Annotated in this window: 14 protein-coding genes; 9 read left to right on the plus strand and 5 right to left on the minus strand. The window is 44.3% G+C overall.

Annotated elements, in window-relative coordinates; all coding sequences use genetic code 11:
* Positions 1–468: 468 nt before the first annotated feature.
* Both QUA40_RS02190 and QUA40_RS02195 read right to left on the minus strand, forming a co-directional pair.
* Positions 469–1,761, minus strand: a complete 1,293-nt coding sequence (locus QUA40_RS02190) for an ATP-binding protein (protein ID WP_333121408.1) — start codon at positions 1,759–1,761, stop codon at positions 469–471.
* Positions 1,762–1,941: 180 nt separating this feature from the next.
* Entirely contained in the window at positions 1,942–4,260 is a 2,319-nt protein-coding gene (locus QUA40_RS02195; protein ID WP_333121410.1) for a tetratricopeptide repeat protein, read from the minus strand.
* Positions 4,261–4,477: 217 nt separating this feature from the next.
* Between QUA40_RS02195 and QUA40_RS02200 the strand changes: the two genes are divergently transcribed.
* Positions 4,478–7,987: a glycosyltransferase gene (locus QUA40_RS02200; RefSeq protein WP_333121412.1), complete on the plus strand. Its 3,510-nt coding sequence runs from the start codon at positions 4,478–4,480 to the stop codon at positions 7,985–7,987.
* Positions 7,988–8,174: 187 nt separating this feature from the next.
* Positions 8,175–9,503, plus strand: a complete 1,329-nt coding sequence (locus tag QUA40_RS02205; protein WP_333121413.1) for a GH39 family glycosyl hydrolase — start codon at positions 8,175–8,177, stop codon at positions 9,501–9,503.
* Between the two features lie 70 nt (positions 9,504–9,573).
* Here QUA40_RS02205 and QUA40_RS02210 read toward each other — a convergent pair whose 3' ends face one another.
* Together QUA40_RS02210 and QUA40_RS02215 are read right to left on the minus strand one after the other, a co-directional pair.
* Positions 9,574–9,873, minus strand: coding sequence for a contact-dependent growth inhibition system immunity protein (locus QUA40_RS02210; protein ID WP_333121414.1), 300 nt, complete (start codon positions 9,871–9,873; stop codon positions 9,574–9,576).
* A complete protein-coding gene (locus QUA40_RS02215; protein WP_333121416.1) occupies positions 9,870–10,409 on the minus strand; it encodes an RNase A-like domain-containing protein in 540 nt (179 codons plus the stop codon). Before QUA40_RS02215 ends, QUA40_RS02210 begins: the two co-directional genes overlap by 4 nt.
* Before the next feature lie 368 nt (positions 10,410–10,777).
* Here QUA40_RS02215 and rfbF point away from each other — a divergent pair, with 368 nt between their 5' ends.
* The 5 genes from rfbF (at position 10,778) to QUA40_RS02240 (ending at position 15,655) form a co-directional block, all read left to right on the plus strand.
* Positions 10,778–11,554 carry a glucose-1-phosphate cytidylyltransferase gene (gene rfbF / locus QUA40_RS02220; RefSeq protein WP_333121418.1) on the plus strand — a complete coding sequence of 259 codons (777 nt, stop codon included), beginning with the start codon at positions 10,778–10,780 and terminating at the stop codon, positions 11,552–11,554.
* A 201-nt stretch (positions 11,555–11,755) separates the two neighbouring features.
* A complete protein-coding gene (locus tag QUA40_RS02225) occupies positions 11,756–12,820 on the plus strand; it encodes an acyl-CoA dehydrogenase family protein (RefSeq protein WP_333121421.1) in 1,065 nt (354 codons plus the stop codon).
* A 77-nt stretch (positions 12,821–12,897) separates the two neighbouring features.
* Complete coding sequence (locus QUA40_RS02230; RefSeq protein WP_333121423.1) at positions 12,898–13,632, plus strand: cyclase family protein; 735 nt, start codon at positions 12,898–12,900, stop codon at positions 13,630–13,632.
* A gap of 176 nt (positions 13,633–13,808) precedes the next feature.
* Positions 13,809–14,555 carry a DUF1995 family protein gene (locus QUA40_RS02235; RefSeq protein WP_333121425.1) on the plus strand — a complete coding sequence of 249 codons (747 nt, stop codon included), beginning with the start codon at positions 13,809–13,811 and terminating at the stop codon, positions 14,553–14,555.
* A 329-nt stretch (positions 14,556–14,884) separates the two neighbouring features.
* Positions 14,885–15,655, plus strand: coding sequence for a metallophosphoesterase family protein (locus QUA40_RS02240; RefSeq protein WP_333121427.1), 771 nt, complete (start codon positions 14,885–14,887; stop codon positions 15,653–15,655).
* 192 nt (positions 15,656–15,847) lie between these two features.
* Here the strand turns inward: QUA40_RS02240 and QUA40_RS02245 are convergent, their stop codons facing one another.
* A complete protein-coding gene (locus QUA40_RS02245; protein WP_333121429.1) occupies positions 15,848–16,699 on the minus strand; it encodes a M48 family metallopeptidase in 852 nt (283 codons plus the stop codon).
* A gap of 102 nt (positions 16,700–16,801) precedes the next feature.
* On the opposite strand from QUA40_RS02245, the gene QUA40_RS02250 reads away from it, so the two are divergent.
* Positions 16,802–16,933, plus strand: a complete 132-nt coding sequence (locus QUA40_RS02250; protein ID WP_333121431.1) for a hypothetical protein — start codon at positions 16,802–16,804, stop codon at positions 16,931–16,933.
* A gap of 138 nt (positions 16,934–17,071) precedes the next feature.
* Positions 17,072–17,596 carry a DUF4330 domain-containing protein gene (locus QUA40_RS02255; protein WP_333121432.1) on the plus strand — a complete coding sequence of 175 codons (525 nt, stop codon included), beginning with the start codon at positions 17,072–17,074 and terminating at the stop codon, positions 17,594–17,596.
* Positions 17,597–17,989 lie beyond the last annotated feature (393 nt).

The following is a 17,989-nucleotide window of genomic DNA, read 5'->3' on the forward strand; positions in this document are numbered from 1 at the left end:
AATTCTAAATCAAAAATAAATATAAAACTACCTTGGATTCCACCTCTTATTTTCTAGGCAATTATTGAATAACACCTACACATACATCGGCGGTCAGTTGATTTTAAATTTTAGATTTTAGACTTCGGCGTAAGCGCTAGAAAAGAAAGATTTTAGATTTATTTGACAGATGAGTCTGCCGGCTTAAACATGAGTCTAATTTTTTTTGCTTTCCACGACTGGAGTAGGTGGCACGGTATTCGTTTTTGGGCGGGGTCACATTTCGGCGTGAGCGAGCGCTACAAAACTATTCTTTTCAGACTTATGATTATATCACAAAAAAAGTCCGCTGTCAACGCGAAACATTTTTTATTCTAACTGGCAATTTAGCTTCTACCTTGTAGCTTTTAGCTTCTGCCTTAAGATATAGGATTTAATTCAGCTTCCGCTGGCTTCTAGCTTCTACATTGTGCCGAAAGGATGTCTCGATTAAGCGAGAGTAAAGTGAAAAGTTGAACCTTGCTCCGGTTCCGACTCAACCCAAATACATCCGCCATGACGTTCCACAATCTTTTGACAAATTGCTAAACCAATACCTGTCCCAGAATATTCTCTTTGAGTGTGCAAGCGCTGGAAAATTTGAAAGATACGTTCTCGATGCTGCGTCGCAATCCCAATTCCATTATCCGAGACAGAAAATAACCAGTCTTTCTCATGTTTGCAAGCGGTAATATGAACCACAGGCGGTACATCGTGGCGATATTTAATCGCATTGCTGACTAAATTTTGAAAAAGCTGTACAAGCTGAGAAATATCCCCCATTACCGCTGGTAATTCGCTGTAGGTTACAACTGCTTGAGTCTGGCGGATCACCCCTTGCAGGTTTGCCAGTGCTTGCTCGACTGCGTAATTGCAATCGGTAATTTGAAAAGGTTTCTGACTCCGACCAACTCGCGAATATTCGAGCAAATCGTCAATTAAACTTTGCATTCTCGTGCAGCCCTGAACGATATTGCCGATAAACTTAATAGCTTGGCTATCGAGTTGATCTTTGTAGCGTTTTTCTAAAAGTTGAGCGTAGCTGGCAATGGTTGCTAAAGGCGCTTGCAAGTCGTGAGAAGCCACATAAGCAAATTGTTCTAGTTCCGCATTTGAACGCGCCAATTCTTGGTTAGATTTTAAGAGAGCCGATTCCGCGCGCTGGCGGTTCGATATCTCTTGTTGGAGGAGCAAATTTTGCTCTTGCAGGGTTTGTTCAACGGCGCGACGGGTGCTGATTTCTTGTTGCAGGATTTGGTTTTTTTCGTAAAGAGTTTTTTCAACGGCTAAGCGGCTCATGATTTCTTCTTGAAGCAGCACATTTTGTTCTTTTAGCTGCTTTTGTAAATTCCGCAGGCTGAGGTGACTTTCGATGCGGGCGAGCACTTCTTCAAACTGAAATGGCTTGCTGATATAGTCAACTGCTCCCACAGCAAATGCGTTTACTTTGTCAAATGTTTCATCTTTAGCGCTGATAAAAATTACCGGAATTTCGCGAGTTTTCGGTTGTAATTTCAAGTGCTGGCAGACTTCGTAGCCGTTCATTTCTGGCATCATTATGTCGAGCAAAATCAAATCGGGTGGATTAGAATTGCAGGCTCTCAGAGCCATTTTCCCGTTAATCACGCAGCGGGGGGTGTACCCTCTCTGAGTCAACATCGTAGACAACAGACGCAGGTTTTCTGCTGTATCGTCTACTACTAAAATGTTTCCTAACGGCGTCCCTGGTTGCTGATTGTTCATTGATTATTTCTCTGTTCTGTTTTCTTCACACAATATGTTTGCAGCTATTTTATTTAGGACTTACGGAAAACACCCGGTTGATAGTAGGAATATTGGGAAAAAAACGAGTAATCGGCTCATAAATCTGGTGTTGAGCCGTTTGTATACAAGAAAGTCTTGTTATTGTTAGTTTACCAATCCTCAAATCCCCAGCAGCAGAGTCAGAGCATTATTGTTCCAAGTCCATCCTTTATCTAAAACCTTAAATCCCGCGACTTTGCACATAGATTCTAAAGCAGAAGCTGTAGGCAGCCACCACCACGGGTCAAAGTCGTTGATGTCAAAAACTGCTTTCTGAATTAATCCTAAAATGGGTGCACCGTCGGTGTGTTCCTGCCAGTAAGCTGTTAAGATAGCTCGTTCTGCTTCGCCTAAAGCGGGAATGAAGATTACCCCAGAAGCTGGAATTTCGTAGCGTCCCCGCTCGTTTTCTATCACTTCTTGAGTAATAGCTGAAGTTAAGATTAAATACTCCCCAGTTATTTGACGCAAGCTCGTTAAAATTTGTAAAGGGTGGGGGTGATGGTATAAAACTCCTGCACAGTGAACTACATCGTAAGGCTCGCCAATTTCTGCAAGCTGAATCTGAGTTAGATCTCGATTGATACAATTATAATTAGCAATATTTAAACTTGTCATCCGATCGTAAAAATCTTGCCACCAGTGGATGGATGCCGGCATGGCATCAATCATTGTCAGAGAAACTGCACCGTATTTGCTAGCTACAGATACTTTTTCGCTGACAGTTCCCCACAATCCGCCTACTTCGGCAAAAGTCTTGCCTTTGACTACTCTGGCAATGTAGCGATCGCGAATATCGTTAGCCTCTAACTCTAATAATAGACTGCGATCGCCACTTTGATGCTTTATATCTAAAACTTCCACTAATTTACCAGATATTGCGGGATCTTCAGGTCGAATTTCTAAGGCCATCAAGTACAAAACTGTCGCTGCATCAAGCCGATCGCTCTCGGCCAACTTTTGGGCTATTTCGCAGTAAAATTCAGGAGGGTGCAGCGGCTGCAATTCGTGGTGATAGTAGCTGCTTGCTGCGTCTAAATCTGCCGGAGTTCTTTTGATGAGAGCATCGCCTAACTTGGTGTAAATTTTTGGTAACTCAGGCTCGATTTGTAGCGCACAAAGGTAAGCGGAGACAGCCTCGTTCCACTCGTGCAGCTCAGTCAAAGCCTCGCCTAAATTGTAATAAGACCAAGAAAGAGTGGGGTTTAGTTCAATAGCGCCCTTGTAGGCGACCGAAGCTGCTTTCCACTGCTGGGTTTTCAACAGCGCTTCTCCTAAATTGTGGTAAGTCCAAGAAAAGTTTGGATTGAGTTCGATCGCCCGCTGGTAGGCGCTGATTGCTGGCAACCAATCCTGGAGTTTAACTAAAGTTAAAGCTAAATTATAATGAGACCAAAAGAAATCTGAATCGAGGGCGATCGCCTTTTGGTATGCAGTCTCAGCTTCCGACCAATTTTGTAGTTGAAAAAAAGCATTTCCCAAGTTATAAAAAGCTCCGGAACAAGTCGGGTCTAAGTCAATAGCTTGCTGGTAAGCAGCGGCGGATTCCGACCAGTTTTCTAATTGACCACAAGCTTCCCCGATGCTGTAGTAAGACCAAGAAAAATCTGGGTTGATTTCAACAGCCGTGCGGTAGGCAACGATGGCTTCTTGCCATTTAGTTAACTTGAGCAGCACACTACCTAAATTGTAGTAAGACCAATAAGAATTGGGATTTAACTCAAGACTTTCCCGGTAGGCAGCCTCTGCTTCGTGCCAGAGTTCTTTGGCTTGCAAAACATTGCCTAATTTGTAATGAAACTCCGAAATATCCGGCTGGAGTTGAATAGCTTTGCGGTAGTGAACAATAGCTTCGTCCCACTGTTTTAGCTCGCTAGCTACTTCGGCTAATTGGCAGTAAGCTTCGCAAAAACTAGGGTTTAAATAAATCGTCCTGTGGTAACACACAAGCGCTTTTTCTGGCTTGTTTTGCGCCAATAAAGTATTGCCTAAATCGAGGTATTCTTCGGCTATTTCTATCGGTTCGACTATAAGTGCTTGATACCAACAGTCGGCTGCTTCCTCAGCTTGACCGACTTTGGTAAATATCCGGCTCAAATTTCGGTAAAATCCTGCAAAGTTTGGTTGGAGGGAGATGGCTTTTTGGTAACAGCCGATCGCCTCTTGCCACTGTTGCAAAGTAGCGCAGAGAGTGCCGAGGTTAGCAAAAGCTTCGGCAAAATCTGGTTGCAGCGTGATCGCAACTTTATACCAATACCTTGCGTCTTCTAGTTTACCCTGAGCTTGCAGCGCCTTCCCCAAGGTCTTGCAAGTGTCGGCGGAGTTGGGGTGCGATGCCAAAACTTGCTGGCAAAGTGCGATCGCCTCATCCAACTTCCCTAAAGCTAAATATATTTCTGCCTGTTGTTGTAAATCAACCGCTGCTGTTTCTGAATTCACTTTTGGCGTTCCTGTGTAGTAATTATTGCCTGTATAATTGTAGGGTAAAAATTGTCTAGTTTTTCTCTCAGGCACAGACATCTCCCTACCTGTAAATACCGGATCGCCTGCATAGCATTTGTGCTATCGAACTTTAAGTTAATTTGCACAACAATAGTTGAAGAAAAACTAATTTGGATTAAACTAAGATAGCAACAGGTTAACAGCGAGGTAAATAATGTCAGCAGCCACTCAGACACCGCAAGTCAGCGTAATTATACCAGCATACAACGGCTCTGGCTACATCGCGCAAGCAGTAGAAAGCGCCCTGTGCCAAACTTTTAGAGATTTGGAGATTATCGTTGTAGACGACGGTTCGACGGATGAGACACATCACGTATTGCAGCCTTATTTTGACAGAATTCGCTACGTATATCAAGAAAATCGAGGAGTAGCAGCCGCCCGCAACCGAGGAATTCAGGAAGCAAAAGGCGAATTCATAGCTTTTTTAGATCAAGATGACTTCTTTTTGTCAGATAAATTAGCAGCACAAATAGCCCTGTTTCGCCAGCAACCCTCATTAGGAATTGTTAACAGTGGCTGGCGTTTAGTTAACGAGCAAGGCGACGCTATTTCTGACATCAAACCTTGGGAGTATTTCCCCAAATTAGACTTAGAAACTTGGATAGTACAAATGCCCGTACTTCCCAGCGCCATGATGTTTTCGCGCCAGTGGCTGGAAATTGCAGGCGGGTTTAATTCTGAGTTTGATTCAGTAGACGATTCAGATTTAGTTTTACGTTTAGCAGTGTTGGGTTGCGAAGCAGCTTGGCTGCCTCAAGTCACAGTATCCTACCGGCAGCACGACCAAAACGTATCAATAAAAAAAGCCCTGAAACAAGCAAATCTTTTTATAACCTTAAAACAGCAATTTTTCGCTAAACCCGATTTGCCTCAGCACATCCGCGAGTTAGAAAATCCTGCTTTTTACGAAGCATTGACGTGGATGGCGTGGCAATTGTATTATAGTAGCTATCCAGTAGAGGCAGTTGAATTTTTCCAAAAATCTCTCTCCTACAGTCCTTATTCTCCCGCAATAACTGTAATAGATTGGGTCAAACGTCTAGCTAATATTTCTCAAGCTTACGGACTTACAATCAATTTTCAATCAATAAGAAACTTATCAGAATGGAAAAAGTTAATGGCTAGCATATTTTCGGCAAAAACACCGCGAGTCAGCGTAATTATCCCAGTATACAACTGCGAACGCTACATTACTATAGCGGTAGAAAGCGTTATCGCTCAAACTTACCAAGACTGGGAAATTATTGTCATAGATGACGGTTCTACAGACAGCACAAGCCTAGTCTTAAATGCTTACCGCGATATAATTCAGTACGTTTATCAAGAAAATCAAGGAGCAGCAGTGGCTCGGAATCGCGCTTGCGAACTGGCTAAAGGCGAATTTTTAGCTTTTCTGGATGCCGACGACTTCTTCCTGCCAGAAAAACTTGCAAAACAAATTGCTTGTTTTGACGCAGACGCTTCTTTAGATATGGTTCAAACCGGCTGGTTGATCGTCGATGAAAAAGGCAAAGATATTTCCCCAGCCCTGCCTTGGGAATACGCACCACAATTAAATTTAGAAGCATTTGTTATGTACAAATACGTGCGCCCCAGCGCGATGATGTTGCGGCGCGAGTGGTGGGAACGATTGGGGGGATTTGACCCTCGCTTTCCGCCAACTGAAGATTTAGATTTTGTCTTGCGTTTAGCTTTAAAAGGCTGCAAATGTGTTTGGTTAAAAGAAATACTAACCTGCTACCGCCAGCACGATAGCAATCTCATGTCCGGCGGCTCCAAAGTAATGAAAAATATGGAAGTTGTGATGGAGCAATTCTTTGCGCGATCGGACTTGCCCAAGTACATCCGCGACTTGAGACCCCAAGAACGTTACAGGTCTTTAGTGTGGACGGGATGGCGAATGTATCGTGACGGCCATTTTGCCGAGATGGCTGAGTGTCTCGAAAAATCTCTCTACTACACTCCTTTTTCTGGGACGGAAACTATTTTTAAGTGGGTGGAAGATTTTAAGGCATATTCGGCATCATACGGCGACAAATTTGATATTTGTGACTTGACTAATTTAAAGGAATGGCAAAGTATAGCATTCACGGCTGTCAACAATATTTCTCAATTTCAATCCGTCGCACCGAGTTTGATTGCTTCCCAGAAAGCAACGCACGTACTCATGTACACAGAAGACCACGGAGTAGGAGGTTTAGCTCAATTCAACCATTCACTTTTATGCAAATTAGTAGCCGACGGCTACCGAGTTAGTAGTGTTCAAACTCAAGCTTCTAACCCTTTAATTGCCGAACAACAGCAGCTAGGTATAGAGCATATTTGGCTGGAGTTCGATACGATGAAAGAGTTTGCGCGAATTGCTTATAATTTAGGCGATGCTGAAAAAATTTACGCGCAAGCTCAACCCGATTTAATTATATTTAGCGACGGCTGGGCAATGGCAAACTTTGCCGCCAAACAAGTTGCTATTAAGCAGAATATACCGTACATAATTGCTCTTGGTTATGTCGATAGTTATTCCAAAACATTCGATAGGGGCGATGGAATTTCTTATTTGGATGCAGTGTCGTACCAGTACAGTTTATCTCGCTCGGTAATAGCAGTTTCTCACAATAATTTAAACTTATTTAAGAGGATATTCCAAAATCCTTTGGAACAGGGAAAAGTTATTTATTACGGCAGGCCGAACAGTTATTTTGAACCGCCAAATCTTTCAAACCGCCAACGCCTGCGCCAAGAACAAGGAATCCCCGAAGAAGCTGTTGTTTGTTTCACGGCGGCAAGACTGACTCCCATTAAAGGATATCAGTATCAATTGCAGGCGATCGACCAACTGAAAAATCGTCCGATTTGGTCGCAGCTATACTTTGTTTGGGCTGGGCCCGGTTCTACCACTCACGACAATATGGAGCCTGAATTGAGAGCAAGTGTCAGCCAATTAGGAGTCACCGAACAGGTTAAATTCATAGGTCAGCGATGGGATATTGCCGATTGGTTAGACGCCAGCGACATCTTTATTTTATCTTCCGAAGCTGAGGGAATGCCGCTAGCAGTCATGGAAGCAATGGCGAAAGGATTGCCCGTAATTGCTACAGCAGTTAGCGGTATTCCTGAAGAGTTGGGAGATACGGGAAAGTTAATCGCCGATCCGACAATTGACCCGAAACAGACAGCACAAGAGTTAGCTGAAACGGTAGAACTATGGGCGCAAAATCCAGAATTGCGGAGGCTTGCAGGACAAGCTTGCAAACTGCGGGCTGAAGAATTATTCAAAGAAGAACGGATGCTTTTGGAATACGCAGAGGTCATCGAACAAGCCTTATCAGCTAGCAGCAATCAAGAACAATCATCGATCGCCCCCAAAGTCCAAAAGCAGATTCAGCAAGTTGACAGTATGCTCAATTACTACTATCTAGTATGGAAAGCATGGGAAGCTTGCGAGCGCGGGGATGTGTCGGGGATGGTTGAGAATTTGCAGTCATCTTGGAAATGCACGCCACTGTTGACAACAGAAACTATCTTGAGCTGGATCGCAAATTTTGTGGTGTTCTCTTCAGAAAAGGGCGTTAAACTCGATACTTACTCGCTAATTAATTCCGAAGCTTGGCAACAATTGATAGAATCAATACTGGGTTTTGAAGTTGCCTTGTCTGTTCGTTAGGACTTTGGATAGCACAATGTCATTTCGCCTCGTAATGGCAATCTTAAAATCAAAAGCCTAACACCGATAGATCCGATTTATGTAGGGCGGTGCCGTTCGCAGAAGTCTCACCTCGAAGCCCCCGTGGCGGCGCTTCTGGGTTTCTGAAAACCCTAACACTTTTAGTTAAAAACTCACCCCATAGAATATGCAATTCTCCTTCAAGTTCAAACCTATTAATAAGCTGCTGCTAATTTGCTTAGCTGCGCTAACTGTCCTGTTAATAACATATTTGGGGCAGCAACCAACTGTTGCCCAACTTCGATCGAACGTTACAGTAGATTTTGGAAAGCCAGCCACCGGTACAATTTCCATGAGCGGTATGCTGCACGGAATAGACCCCAGCCAGCCGCCGGATAACTCAATCAAACCCTTGCAGCTCAAACTTTGGCGCGTTGGGAGACTCGATATTTACGATCGAGTAATCGCCAGCGGAGCGGAATTTCAACTATTAGTTAGCGACATCTGGGGCTACGGCACCAACCCCAAAGGCTGGCCCTATCAAAATTACCCCGCGTGGGAAGCATTCATCCGACAGTTAGCCCAGCAAAATAAAGGCAAGAAAATTATTTGGGATATCTGGAACGAACCCGATTTAAAAAATCCGTTTTGGAAGGGAAGTAGAGAACAATTCTTTGAAACTTACAAAAGGGCTTACAAAATTTTGCGGGAAGAATTGGGGCCGTCAGCCATGATTGGCGGGCCGAGTATCAGCACTTACAACAAAGAATATCTCGCTGATTTTTTGGAGTACTGCAAAGCGAACAAACTGGAAGTAAATTTCCTAGCTTGGCACGAACTCAACGATAACATAATTTTATTTGTAGACGATCATGTCATCGATGCTAAACGCAATTTTCAGCAAAGTCCCTCTTACAAGGAACTGAAAATGCAAAAAATTTACGTCAACGAAATTGTCGGGGAATTAGCGCAGTACCAGCCGGGGGAAATTTTAGGTTATTTGTATAATTTGGAGTATGCAAAAGCCGACGGTGCTTGTAGAGCTTGTTGGGATACTAAAGGGCCAAAGAAAGTTAGCAATTGCTTCAACAATACGCTGACTGGGATGGTGACGCCTAATACTTTTGAGCCGAGAGCCGCTTGGTGGACTTACAAAGCTTATGCTGACGGAGTTAATTCGCGGGTGCGGAGTTGGTCAAATAACAATCGCCTTGTCGCTTTAGCCAGCAAGTCAAATCCTGAAGGTAAAGCACAGATACTTTTAGGTTATTTCGACCCCAATTCTTCCTCAGCAACAACGGTAACATTAAGCCTCGGAAATTTGGAGCAGCTAGGTATTCAAAAAGGTCAGAAAATCACTGTAAAATTAGAAAAAATTCCCAACAATCAAGAAGGAGCCGTGCCACAGCTTGTCACGGTTAAAGAAGAAAGTTTGTCGGTAAGTAGTGGCAGCTTGCCGTATGTTATCCCTAATTTCAACGTCCACGAAGGCTACTTATTGACGATTAGCAAGTGATATCGTTTTCGGTTGCATCGGAATTGTATAGAGGACACGGCAGTGCCGTGTCCCTACAAATATATAGATTTTAGCTGGGATTATTCAAAGATTTTTGCACCGATTCCAACCATTCTCTGACTGTTTGATTTTCGGATTGTGGGTCGTAGTAACACCCTAATTCATCGAGGATAAATGTTTCTAAATCCGCTGGGGCGATCGGCATTTCTAGCAGTTTGCTGAGTTCTTGCGATGCAGATTCAACACTTGCGGGCGGTTCGCTGCTGCGGTAGTTGTTCACTACATCGCTGGGAGTGTCAGCTTCTAATGGCCAGTCTTGGTGAAAGTAGGAACTGAAAAATTGGGTTAAATAAGGAAATTGATTTATCATTCGGGATAGGCTGTGAGAATAAAGTATCCGGGAGGTAATTGGGCGCTGCGCTGGAGGACGATTCTCAGGCGAGATGCTGAAGTTATTTTGGATGCGCGGCGGCGCAGAGTAATGCCAATGATTCTGTTGGCATTGTAGTCGATCGTATAACGATTGCCTCGACTTTTCACCCAAGAGTCGATCGCACTTTGATTTCTGTTCATTGCTTCTGCAATAGCCGCTTCGGCGACGGAACGGTCAGTAAAAGAAGATGCGGTAGAAATTCTCGTTTCGCTTGCGAGTCGCTGTGCTAGTTCTGCTTCTGTTTTACCAACGTGTCTCTCTAAAGTGTGTCCTCCTGCTGATTCGTGAAAGTCTAATCCGCCACCCGGTATGTTGGGTACAAAAGCTACGGTGGTTTGTGGTATGGTTGAGCCTTCCGGTGCAACAACCGTGGCGTAAACACCAGGTATTGCGGATTGGAATAATATAATTATTGAGGCGATCGCGCATAGGATACCTAAAAACTTTTTTAGGCGATCGAGTTTATTTTTCATTGCTGTTAAATCTCTTTCTTAGATTTAGTATAAATGTTTGCTGTTTTTTTGTCTATTTGCTAATCTACCATTCGTAAGTTATAAATTACGCGCAGCATTCAAATATACAGTGTGCAGTCCGCACCCTACTGTTAGTTAGAAATTGCGCGCATTATTTGAATACATGGTTGTCCGCGCGCACCCTACGATTATTCATAAAGAGACGTAAATATAGGGTGTTCCGCGCGCACCCTACGATTATTGAGAATAGTTCGTGATTTCTGTGGTTTACAAAGCTTCACTCAGTATGAGAAAAAGTTAATAATTCTTTGACTAAATCACTGATAATTGATGATAAATTAATTTATCATCTTTAAAAAATTGAAAAAATGCAAGTAGTTATCCTAGCAGGTGGTCTCGGTACTCGTCTCAGAGAAGAAACAGAATTTCGTCCCAAACCCTTAGTTGAGGTTGGAGGCCATCCAATTATTTGGCATATCATGAAGATATATGCACACTACGGTTTCCAAAACTTTATTGTGTGCTTGGGCTATCGCGGCAACATGATTAAAGAATATTTCCTCAATTATGAAGCCATGAACAATGACTTTACTATCTGTCTGGGACGCCAAAATATCATCACTTATCACGAGGAACATCTCGAACAAGATTTTAAGGTGACACTAGCTGAAACTGGCGCGGAAAGTATGACGGGAGGCCGGGTAAAACGGATCGAAAAATATATTGATAGCGAGAATTTCATGGTGACATACGGCGATGGAGTAGCTGATGTCAATATTGACGCCTTGCTCGAATTTCACAAGTCTCATGGTAAGCTGGCAACTGTCACTACATTTCGTCCGATTTCTCGGTTTGGAATTTTGGATGTAGACAGCGATAGCCGCGTAGTTCAATTTTCGGAAAAGCCTCAAATCGACGGCTGGATAAGTGTTGGATATATCATATTTAACCGCCGGGTATTTGAGTATTTGGGGGGAGATGATTGTATTTTAGAACAGGAGCCGATGCAGCGTTTGGCGGCAGAGGGACAGTTGATGGCTTACCGTCATGAGGGCTTCTTCTTTGCGATGGATACTTTTCGAGAATACAAGTATTTAAACGAGCTTTGGGATGAAGGGAAGGCTCCTTGGAAAGTGTGGAAATAAATTAGTTGGGGCATTCTCAGTAAGCCTTTTATGAACTGGCTCTCCGGCCCGTTCCACAAGAAATTTACTTTTTGTGGAACAGGCATCTTGCCTGTTCTTGAGAAGGGTGCAGAATGTGAGGAAATAAGTTTGTTTTGGGCTCTATTTTTAGGCTGGCTCACAATAATTTAGAGAAAAATAACTATAAAATAATTATAAAAAATGGATGCCCAATATATTCTTAACAGCACAGAAACTTACCTACAAAAGTGCGTTGCACCCCGCGCGGAAATTATCGACAGCGACTCGGAAGCGCTGAAAACAGCAGTTTCTGGATTGGAAGATCGATCGCTCTTAGCGTTGCGAGTTCCCCAAAAATGGGGCGGTGCCGAAATTGCACTGGAGATTTTTTACCAATATCAGGAATTGACGGCTCGATATTCCGGCGCTTTGTGTTTTCTGCAAACTCAGCACCACAGCGCAACTTTTATGCTTGCCAACAGCGACAATGAAATGCTAAAAAGCACATACTTACCCCCGATCGCCCAAAAAGAGTTACTCTTGGGTATTGGGTTTTCGCATTTAAGGCGATCGGGCAATCCGGCCGTCACGGCAACTCCCATAAAAGATGGCTATTTACTGTCAGGAAAAGTTCCTTGGGTAACAGGTTTTGGCTTGTTTCAAAAGTTTATTGTAGCGGCGGTACTTCCTGACGAACGCGCTGTTTTCGGTTTAGTGCCTTTTGCCAATGTTGAACGCGAATATGGTAAAATAGTTTGTAGCGAAATCATGCAGTTAATCGCCATGAACTCGACTAATACTGTGACAGCAACTCTGGATAATTGGTTGCTGCATGAATCGGAAATAATTTCAGTTAAACCTGTCGGCTGGATTTCGGAAAACGACACCAAAAATATACTGAATTTTGTGCCGGGTACTTTTGGCTGTAGTCGAGCGGGATTGGATGTAATTGCAGCAGCGGCTGCTGCTAAGAATTCACCTTTTATAACGGCGGCTTGCCAAAAACTAGAGCAAAAGCTCGATCGGCTAAAACAGAATTTCCAACAATCTCAACATAGCTCGAAAGCAGAACAATTAGCGCTGCGAGCTCAAGCCATTGATTTAGCGGTGCGTTGCGGGCACGCTGCGGTTGCAGTTTCTAGCGGTGCTGCTAACGGTGTGCTACACCCAGCCGGTAGAGTTTATCGAGAAGCTTTGGTGTATACTGTTTCCGGGCAAACAAAGGATGTGATGGAAGCAACGCTTGCTCGACTAATCGAATTTTAGATTTTAGATTTTATATTTATCTCGCCGAAGGTCAAAAACTCAACTTTGTTTAATAAATAATAGATCTATTTAACCCGATGACAAACAACTTTAAGTCAAATAACTTAAAAACGATCGCCTATAGCCAAATTATAGACTTAACCCATGGAATTCATCCCAACATTCCCCTTTGGCAAGGAGATCCAGCGACAGAAATTGCCACAGTAGCTCAAATAGAAACAGACGGGTATTTCCTGCGAAAATTCTCAATGGGAGAACACAGCGCCACTCACATCAATGCACCCAACAGCTTTTATGCAGGAGGCGCCAGCATTGATAGTTATTCCCCGCAGTCGCTCGTTGTGCCGGCAATTGCTATCGATCTCCGAGAGCAAAGTCTTCCCAATCCCGACTACACTTTAACAATTGATGATATATTGACTTGGGAACGGCAGCACAAACTTATAGAACCGGGAAATCTAGTTTTATTGTATACTGGCTGGCAAGAAAAATGGGATGACGAGCGAGCATTTTTTAACCTAGACGATCGCGGAATTTGCCACTTTCCCGGATTTGGCAAAGCAGCCACTCAATTTTTGCTAGAAGAACGCTCTATCGCGGGAATTGGAACGGACACCCACGGAGTCGATACCGGGCGAGATGAAAGTTTTGCCGTTAATAAATTGGTATTGAAAAAGCAGCGAATAGTGCTGGAAAATTTGGCAAATCTCGACTTGTTACCTGCTGCGGGTGAAATCACTTTAGTTATCGGAATCTTGCGTCTTTTGGGAGGTTCCGGGTCGCCTGTGTCAGTGTTAGCTTTTGTTGCTTAATGCGGCAAAACTTACATCTTGCACTATTCTCAAGCACAGGCAAGATGCCTGTTACACAAGAAAATTCCCTCTTTGTGGAACAGGCATCTTGCCTATTCCTAAACCGGTAATTGAGAATGGTGCAATATCTCAGGTAAAATTAGATTGAGAGAAGTCGAGTAAAAACAATAAGATTAATGACAGAACTGCCCAAGGATCTCAACGAGGCGATCGCCCAATCCCGCATTGCCACCGCCGCTGCCCTCTCGGACGGTCAAACTCTACTGCAAGTCGAATTAGTATTTCCAGAAATCGCACTGCAAGCACAGTCTATCACCGAACAATTCCTCCCAGAATTTGAGGAAATCTACCCCGGAGTAAAAGTCTTTTTTCCCGACACGGGTGCGGCCGCCCTCGCGCGCCGCGACTGGGGAGAAACACCGTTTAAAGTCACTGATTTGGGCAGCAGTCGCAGCCCTGTTGAAGATAAAATAGCACCGGAAGATCAACTTTTCATTTTGATTAATCCAGCCGCCGTAGAAGTTGCCCAAGTCGAAAAAATTTACATAGCTGCGGCCGGTCGCCCAGTAATTCTACTCAACCCGCGCCTGGAAGATGTTGCCACTATAGGTATAGGCTATGCGGGCCGGCAATTGCGCGATCGATTCCTCAGCAAAATTGAATCCTGCTACTATATCAGACCCCTAGACACTGCTGCTTTATTCCGCTGCTACCCCCAATCGTGGCAAGTGTGGCTGGAAAGAAACGACGAATACGAACTAATTTCTGAAACCGCCCAAAAACCAGTCGGAGACGATTTAGAGCGGATTTTAGCCGCTTCTCTCCCAAGCGCCGATCCTGACTCCACCACACCTGCAAAACCTCTAAAAAAGAAAGGTTTTTTGGCCGAACTCCAGACATTCCTCAAAGCTTTGACTCAGTGACAATCGTTAAGGCTCGATCGTATTTTAGGGTGTGTCAGCTAGGATTATTTTCGACTTAATCCCTCGGCTAATTGTTGACGCATCCTACAGGGTGAAATAACTCAAAGCTTTGGCTCAGTAACAGCAGTTGCAGAAGCACAATTAACACCTTGCCTCTGTTTCTATCAGTAGCTACGCAAATAGGTACTGGTGAGCTTTACAGAATCTTTATACAAAGCAGTATAATGGGTGACACCCCTCCACCGTAAAAGAGGGGAGGTAAATACCAGCAAAATCAGATGCTATAAGGTAGAGATGGGGCTTTTGAGTCAGGGAAGCGGATAAACACAATGGACCACCGGCGCATTGTTATCGGGGACGTACATGGGCATTACGACGGGTTAATGACCCTGCTAGAGGCACTTGCCCCCAGCTCGAACGATCGCGTCTATTTTTTGGGAGACTTAATCGATCGTGGCCCCAAAAGCGCTCAGGTATTAGATTTTGTGCAGCAAAGCCCCTACCAAACTCTGTTGGGCAACCACGAACAACTGATGCTGGAGGCTTTGTCGGGGACGCCGATGGATATGCGAGCGTGGCAATCTTGGCTCTACAGTGGCGGCGATGCGACAGTAGCGAGCTACAGAGATACAGGGATGATGCCGTACAAACACTTAGAGTGGCTGCGATCGCTCCCCACGTACCGGGACTTAGGGGACATCTGGCTGGTTCACGCCGGCGTTGACCCCCATCTGTCGCTCAATGAACAGTCGATCGAACAACTGTGTTGGATTCGCAGGGAATTTCACACCATGTCGAAACCCTATTTTCCCAATAAATTAATTATCACCGGTCACACGATCACCTTTACCTTTCATGGGGTCAGACCGGGCGAATTAGTCAGGGGCGAAGGGTGGTTGGATATTGACACGGGTGCTTATCATCCCAAAAGCGGCTGGCTGACAGGATTTGACCTAAGCTACCGCAGAGTTTATCAAGTAAATGTATTTAACAATCAAGTCCGAATTTTGCCGTTTGACGAAGTTGTCAGGCAATTGAAGCTGCAGCCGATTGCACCCCCGGAACCTGCGATCGATTCGGTTGTTCAACAGCAGTGTTAAATCACGTTTTCGTTGTAGGGTATTTCAGATTAAGTCCGCTCTCTTAAATCGAAATTAACTTGCTGCTGACTTACCCTAATAACTGGATTTGTTTTTTAACGAACCGCGAAGACGCGAAGATCGCGAAGTAAGAAAAGAGACGATAAGATAAGATAAGATAAGACAACAAAGTGCCTGACTGATTTACGTTTGCTACGAACCTAAAAGTCTGCGGATTTCTAGCCTGTAATCCTCATTATTCAAACCTTCACCGCTAGCAAGATCCGGATCTATAGCCTGCGAAATAGCAGCAATACGATCGCCAGTTGCCGGGTGAGTGCTCAAAATGCTAGGAGGAGAAGGCTTGTTGAGCAGCTTTTTCATAAAATCAACCATCCCAGATTGAGCGTAGCCAGCTCGCCCAATAGTTTGCAATCCCAACTGATCGGCTTCATACTCAGCTTGGCGACTGTGGGGGCGCCGCAAAGCCAATTCCACCCCAATCTGAACCGCCTGAGATTGATCGAGCCCAGTTGCCGAAGCTACACCTGAAGCTATGGCCATTTGACGCATTTGTTTAATCGCGTGGCGAGCACTAATGTGACCGATTTCGTGGGCGATCACACTTGCCAATTCTGCCTCATTGTCCGCCGCTGCCATCAAGCCTTTATTCACATAAACAAAACCGCCCATAGTTGCAAAAGCATTAATATTGTCGTCGTCAATCACTTGAAAAGTATAAGGAATATCGGGGCGAGTGCTTTCTTGAGCGAGTCGTTGACCGATGCGGTTGATATATTCTGTAGTGTCGCGATCGGGGTCAATCTTAAACTCGCTGTTGGTTAACTGCTGATTAATTTGTTTGCCAATAGTCACCTCTTGGCGATCGGACATATTCGACAATTGAATAACTTGAATGCCCCGAAAAATCAGTTCAGGCAAAGAAAATGCTTGAGTCGGTTCGGGGGAAACCACCCAGATACCCGCAGCCACAATCAGGGACAGAAACAAATAAATCCCCCGGCCGCAAGTATGCCGGCAAGTCAACCAAAAACTTTTTAACATGAGTGATAGGTGCCAGAAGTTAGATAAAATTGTAGGAAAAACTCGAAAAGTCACTAAATAGGCAGACGCAATTTGAGGCTGCTTAGTTGCTATTCTAGCTTTTTGTCAATTTTTAACGGCGCCACAAGCTTCTGGGCGATCGAACCCAGGCAAACCAACCGCCGTCAACTGCCTTCTGGGTTAAGTGTCCCAGTCATGCGGATTTTGGGCGATCGTTGTGGTAATATCTTTTAGCTTCAGGACTTACACATCAATAAAGTATGTCATTGCCAGCGGTAGCTCAGCAATTGCAGCATCTGTTTTTCATCCATGTCTGCGTAAGTCCTGAGCTTGTAAACATACTCCTGTCGCTATCAGTATAATAGGCGATTTATGAAAATTTTGGATTCTCAAGGCCGGCTGTTCGGCAAACTCAGCATTCTAGACGTAGCTGCCGCTCTGATCGTACTGCTAGTTGCAGTCGGAATCTTCTTCTTTCCCGGCACTTCTGGCGGTTCCGTCGCCCAAGTCGGCACCAGTGTCAAACCTGTAGAAATTGATGCAATTGCGATCGGTCTCAAAGGAACAAATGTTCAAGATTTGTTCAAAGCAGGCGATAAAATCAATGTGGTGATCCGCAATCAACCGTCCGGTCAGATTACCATCAAATCTGTCAAAACTCTCACCAGAACCCTAGCAGTTCCTCAGCCCAACGGCACTCTGAAAGCTCTCCCCGATCCCAGAGAAGAAGAAGCCTTCAGCAAAAATATGATGTTTACCTTAGAGGGAAAAGGTCAACTTACTGAAAATGGCCCGGTTTTAGGGAATACGAAAGTCAAAGTTGGCACTACGCTAGAGCTTGAAGGCAAAAAGTACATTTTCAACGCCAGCGTCATTGATGTGCGAGTCAAAGAATAGTCATTAGTCATTTGTCAGTTGATAGTTGATAGTTGTCATTGGTGTCAAATTCCGACTAAAATTCATGATAAATCTCGCTTCTAGCAGAGTCTAGATCCCCCCTAGCCCCCCTTAAGAAAGGGGGGACAAGAGTATTGTCAAAGTCCCCCTTATTAAGGGGGATTTAGGGGGATCTAGACTTGGATATAAACGAGAGATACAGAGGTCTTTAGGATTAAGGAAGGAGAATTAAATAACCTGCAATGCGTGATTATTCTTGTGGGATGGGCGTCTCGCCCGTCCCTTATAGACGCGCGAGACGCCCATCCCACAGGCTTATGCAAATTATTTAATTCACGATCCTAAGTTGACATCTATGGGTAGTGGGGAATTAATCTTCCTTCTTCCCTCGAA

Origin of the sequence: Microcoleus sp. Pol11C3 (genome assembly GCF_036701485.1) — a bacterium.
In the GTDB taxonomy this organism is placed as follows: Bacteria; Cyanobacteriota; Cyanobacteriia; order Cyanobacteriales; family Microcoleaceae; genus Microcoleus.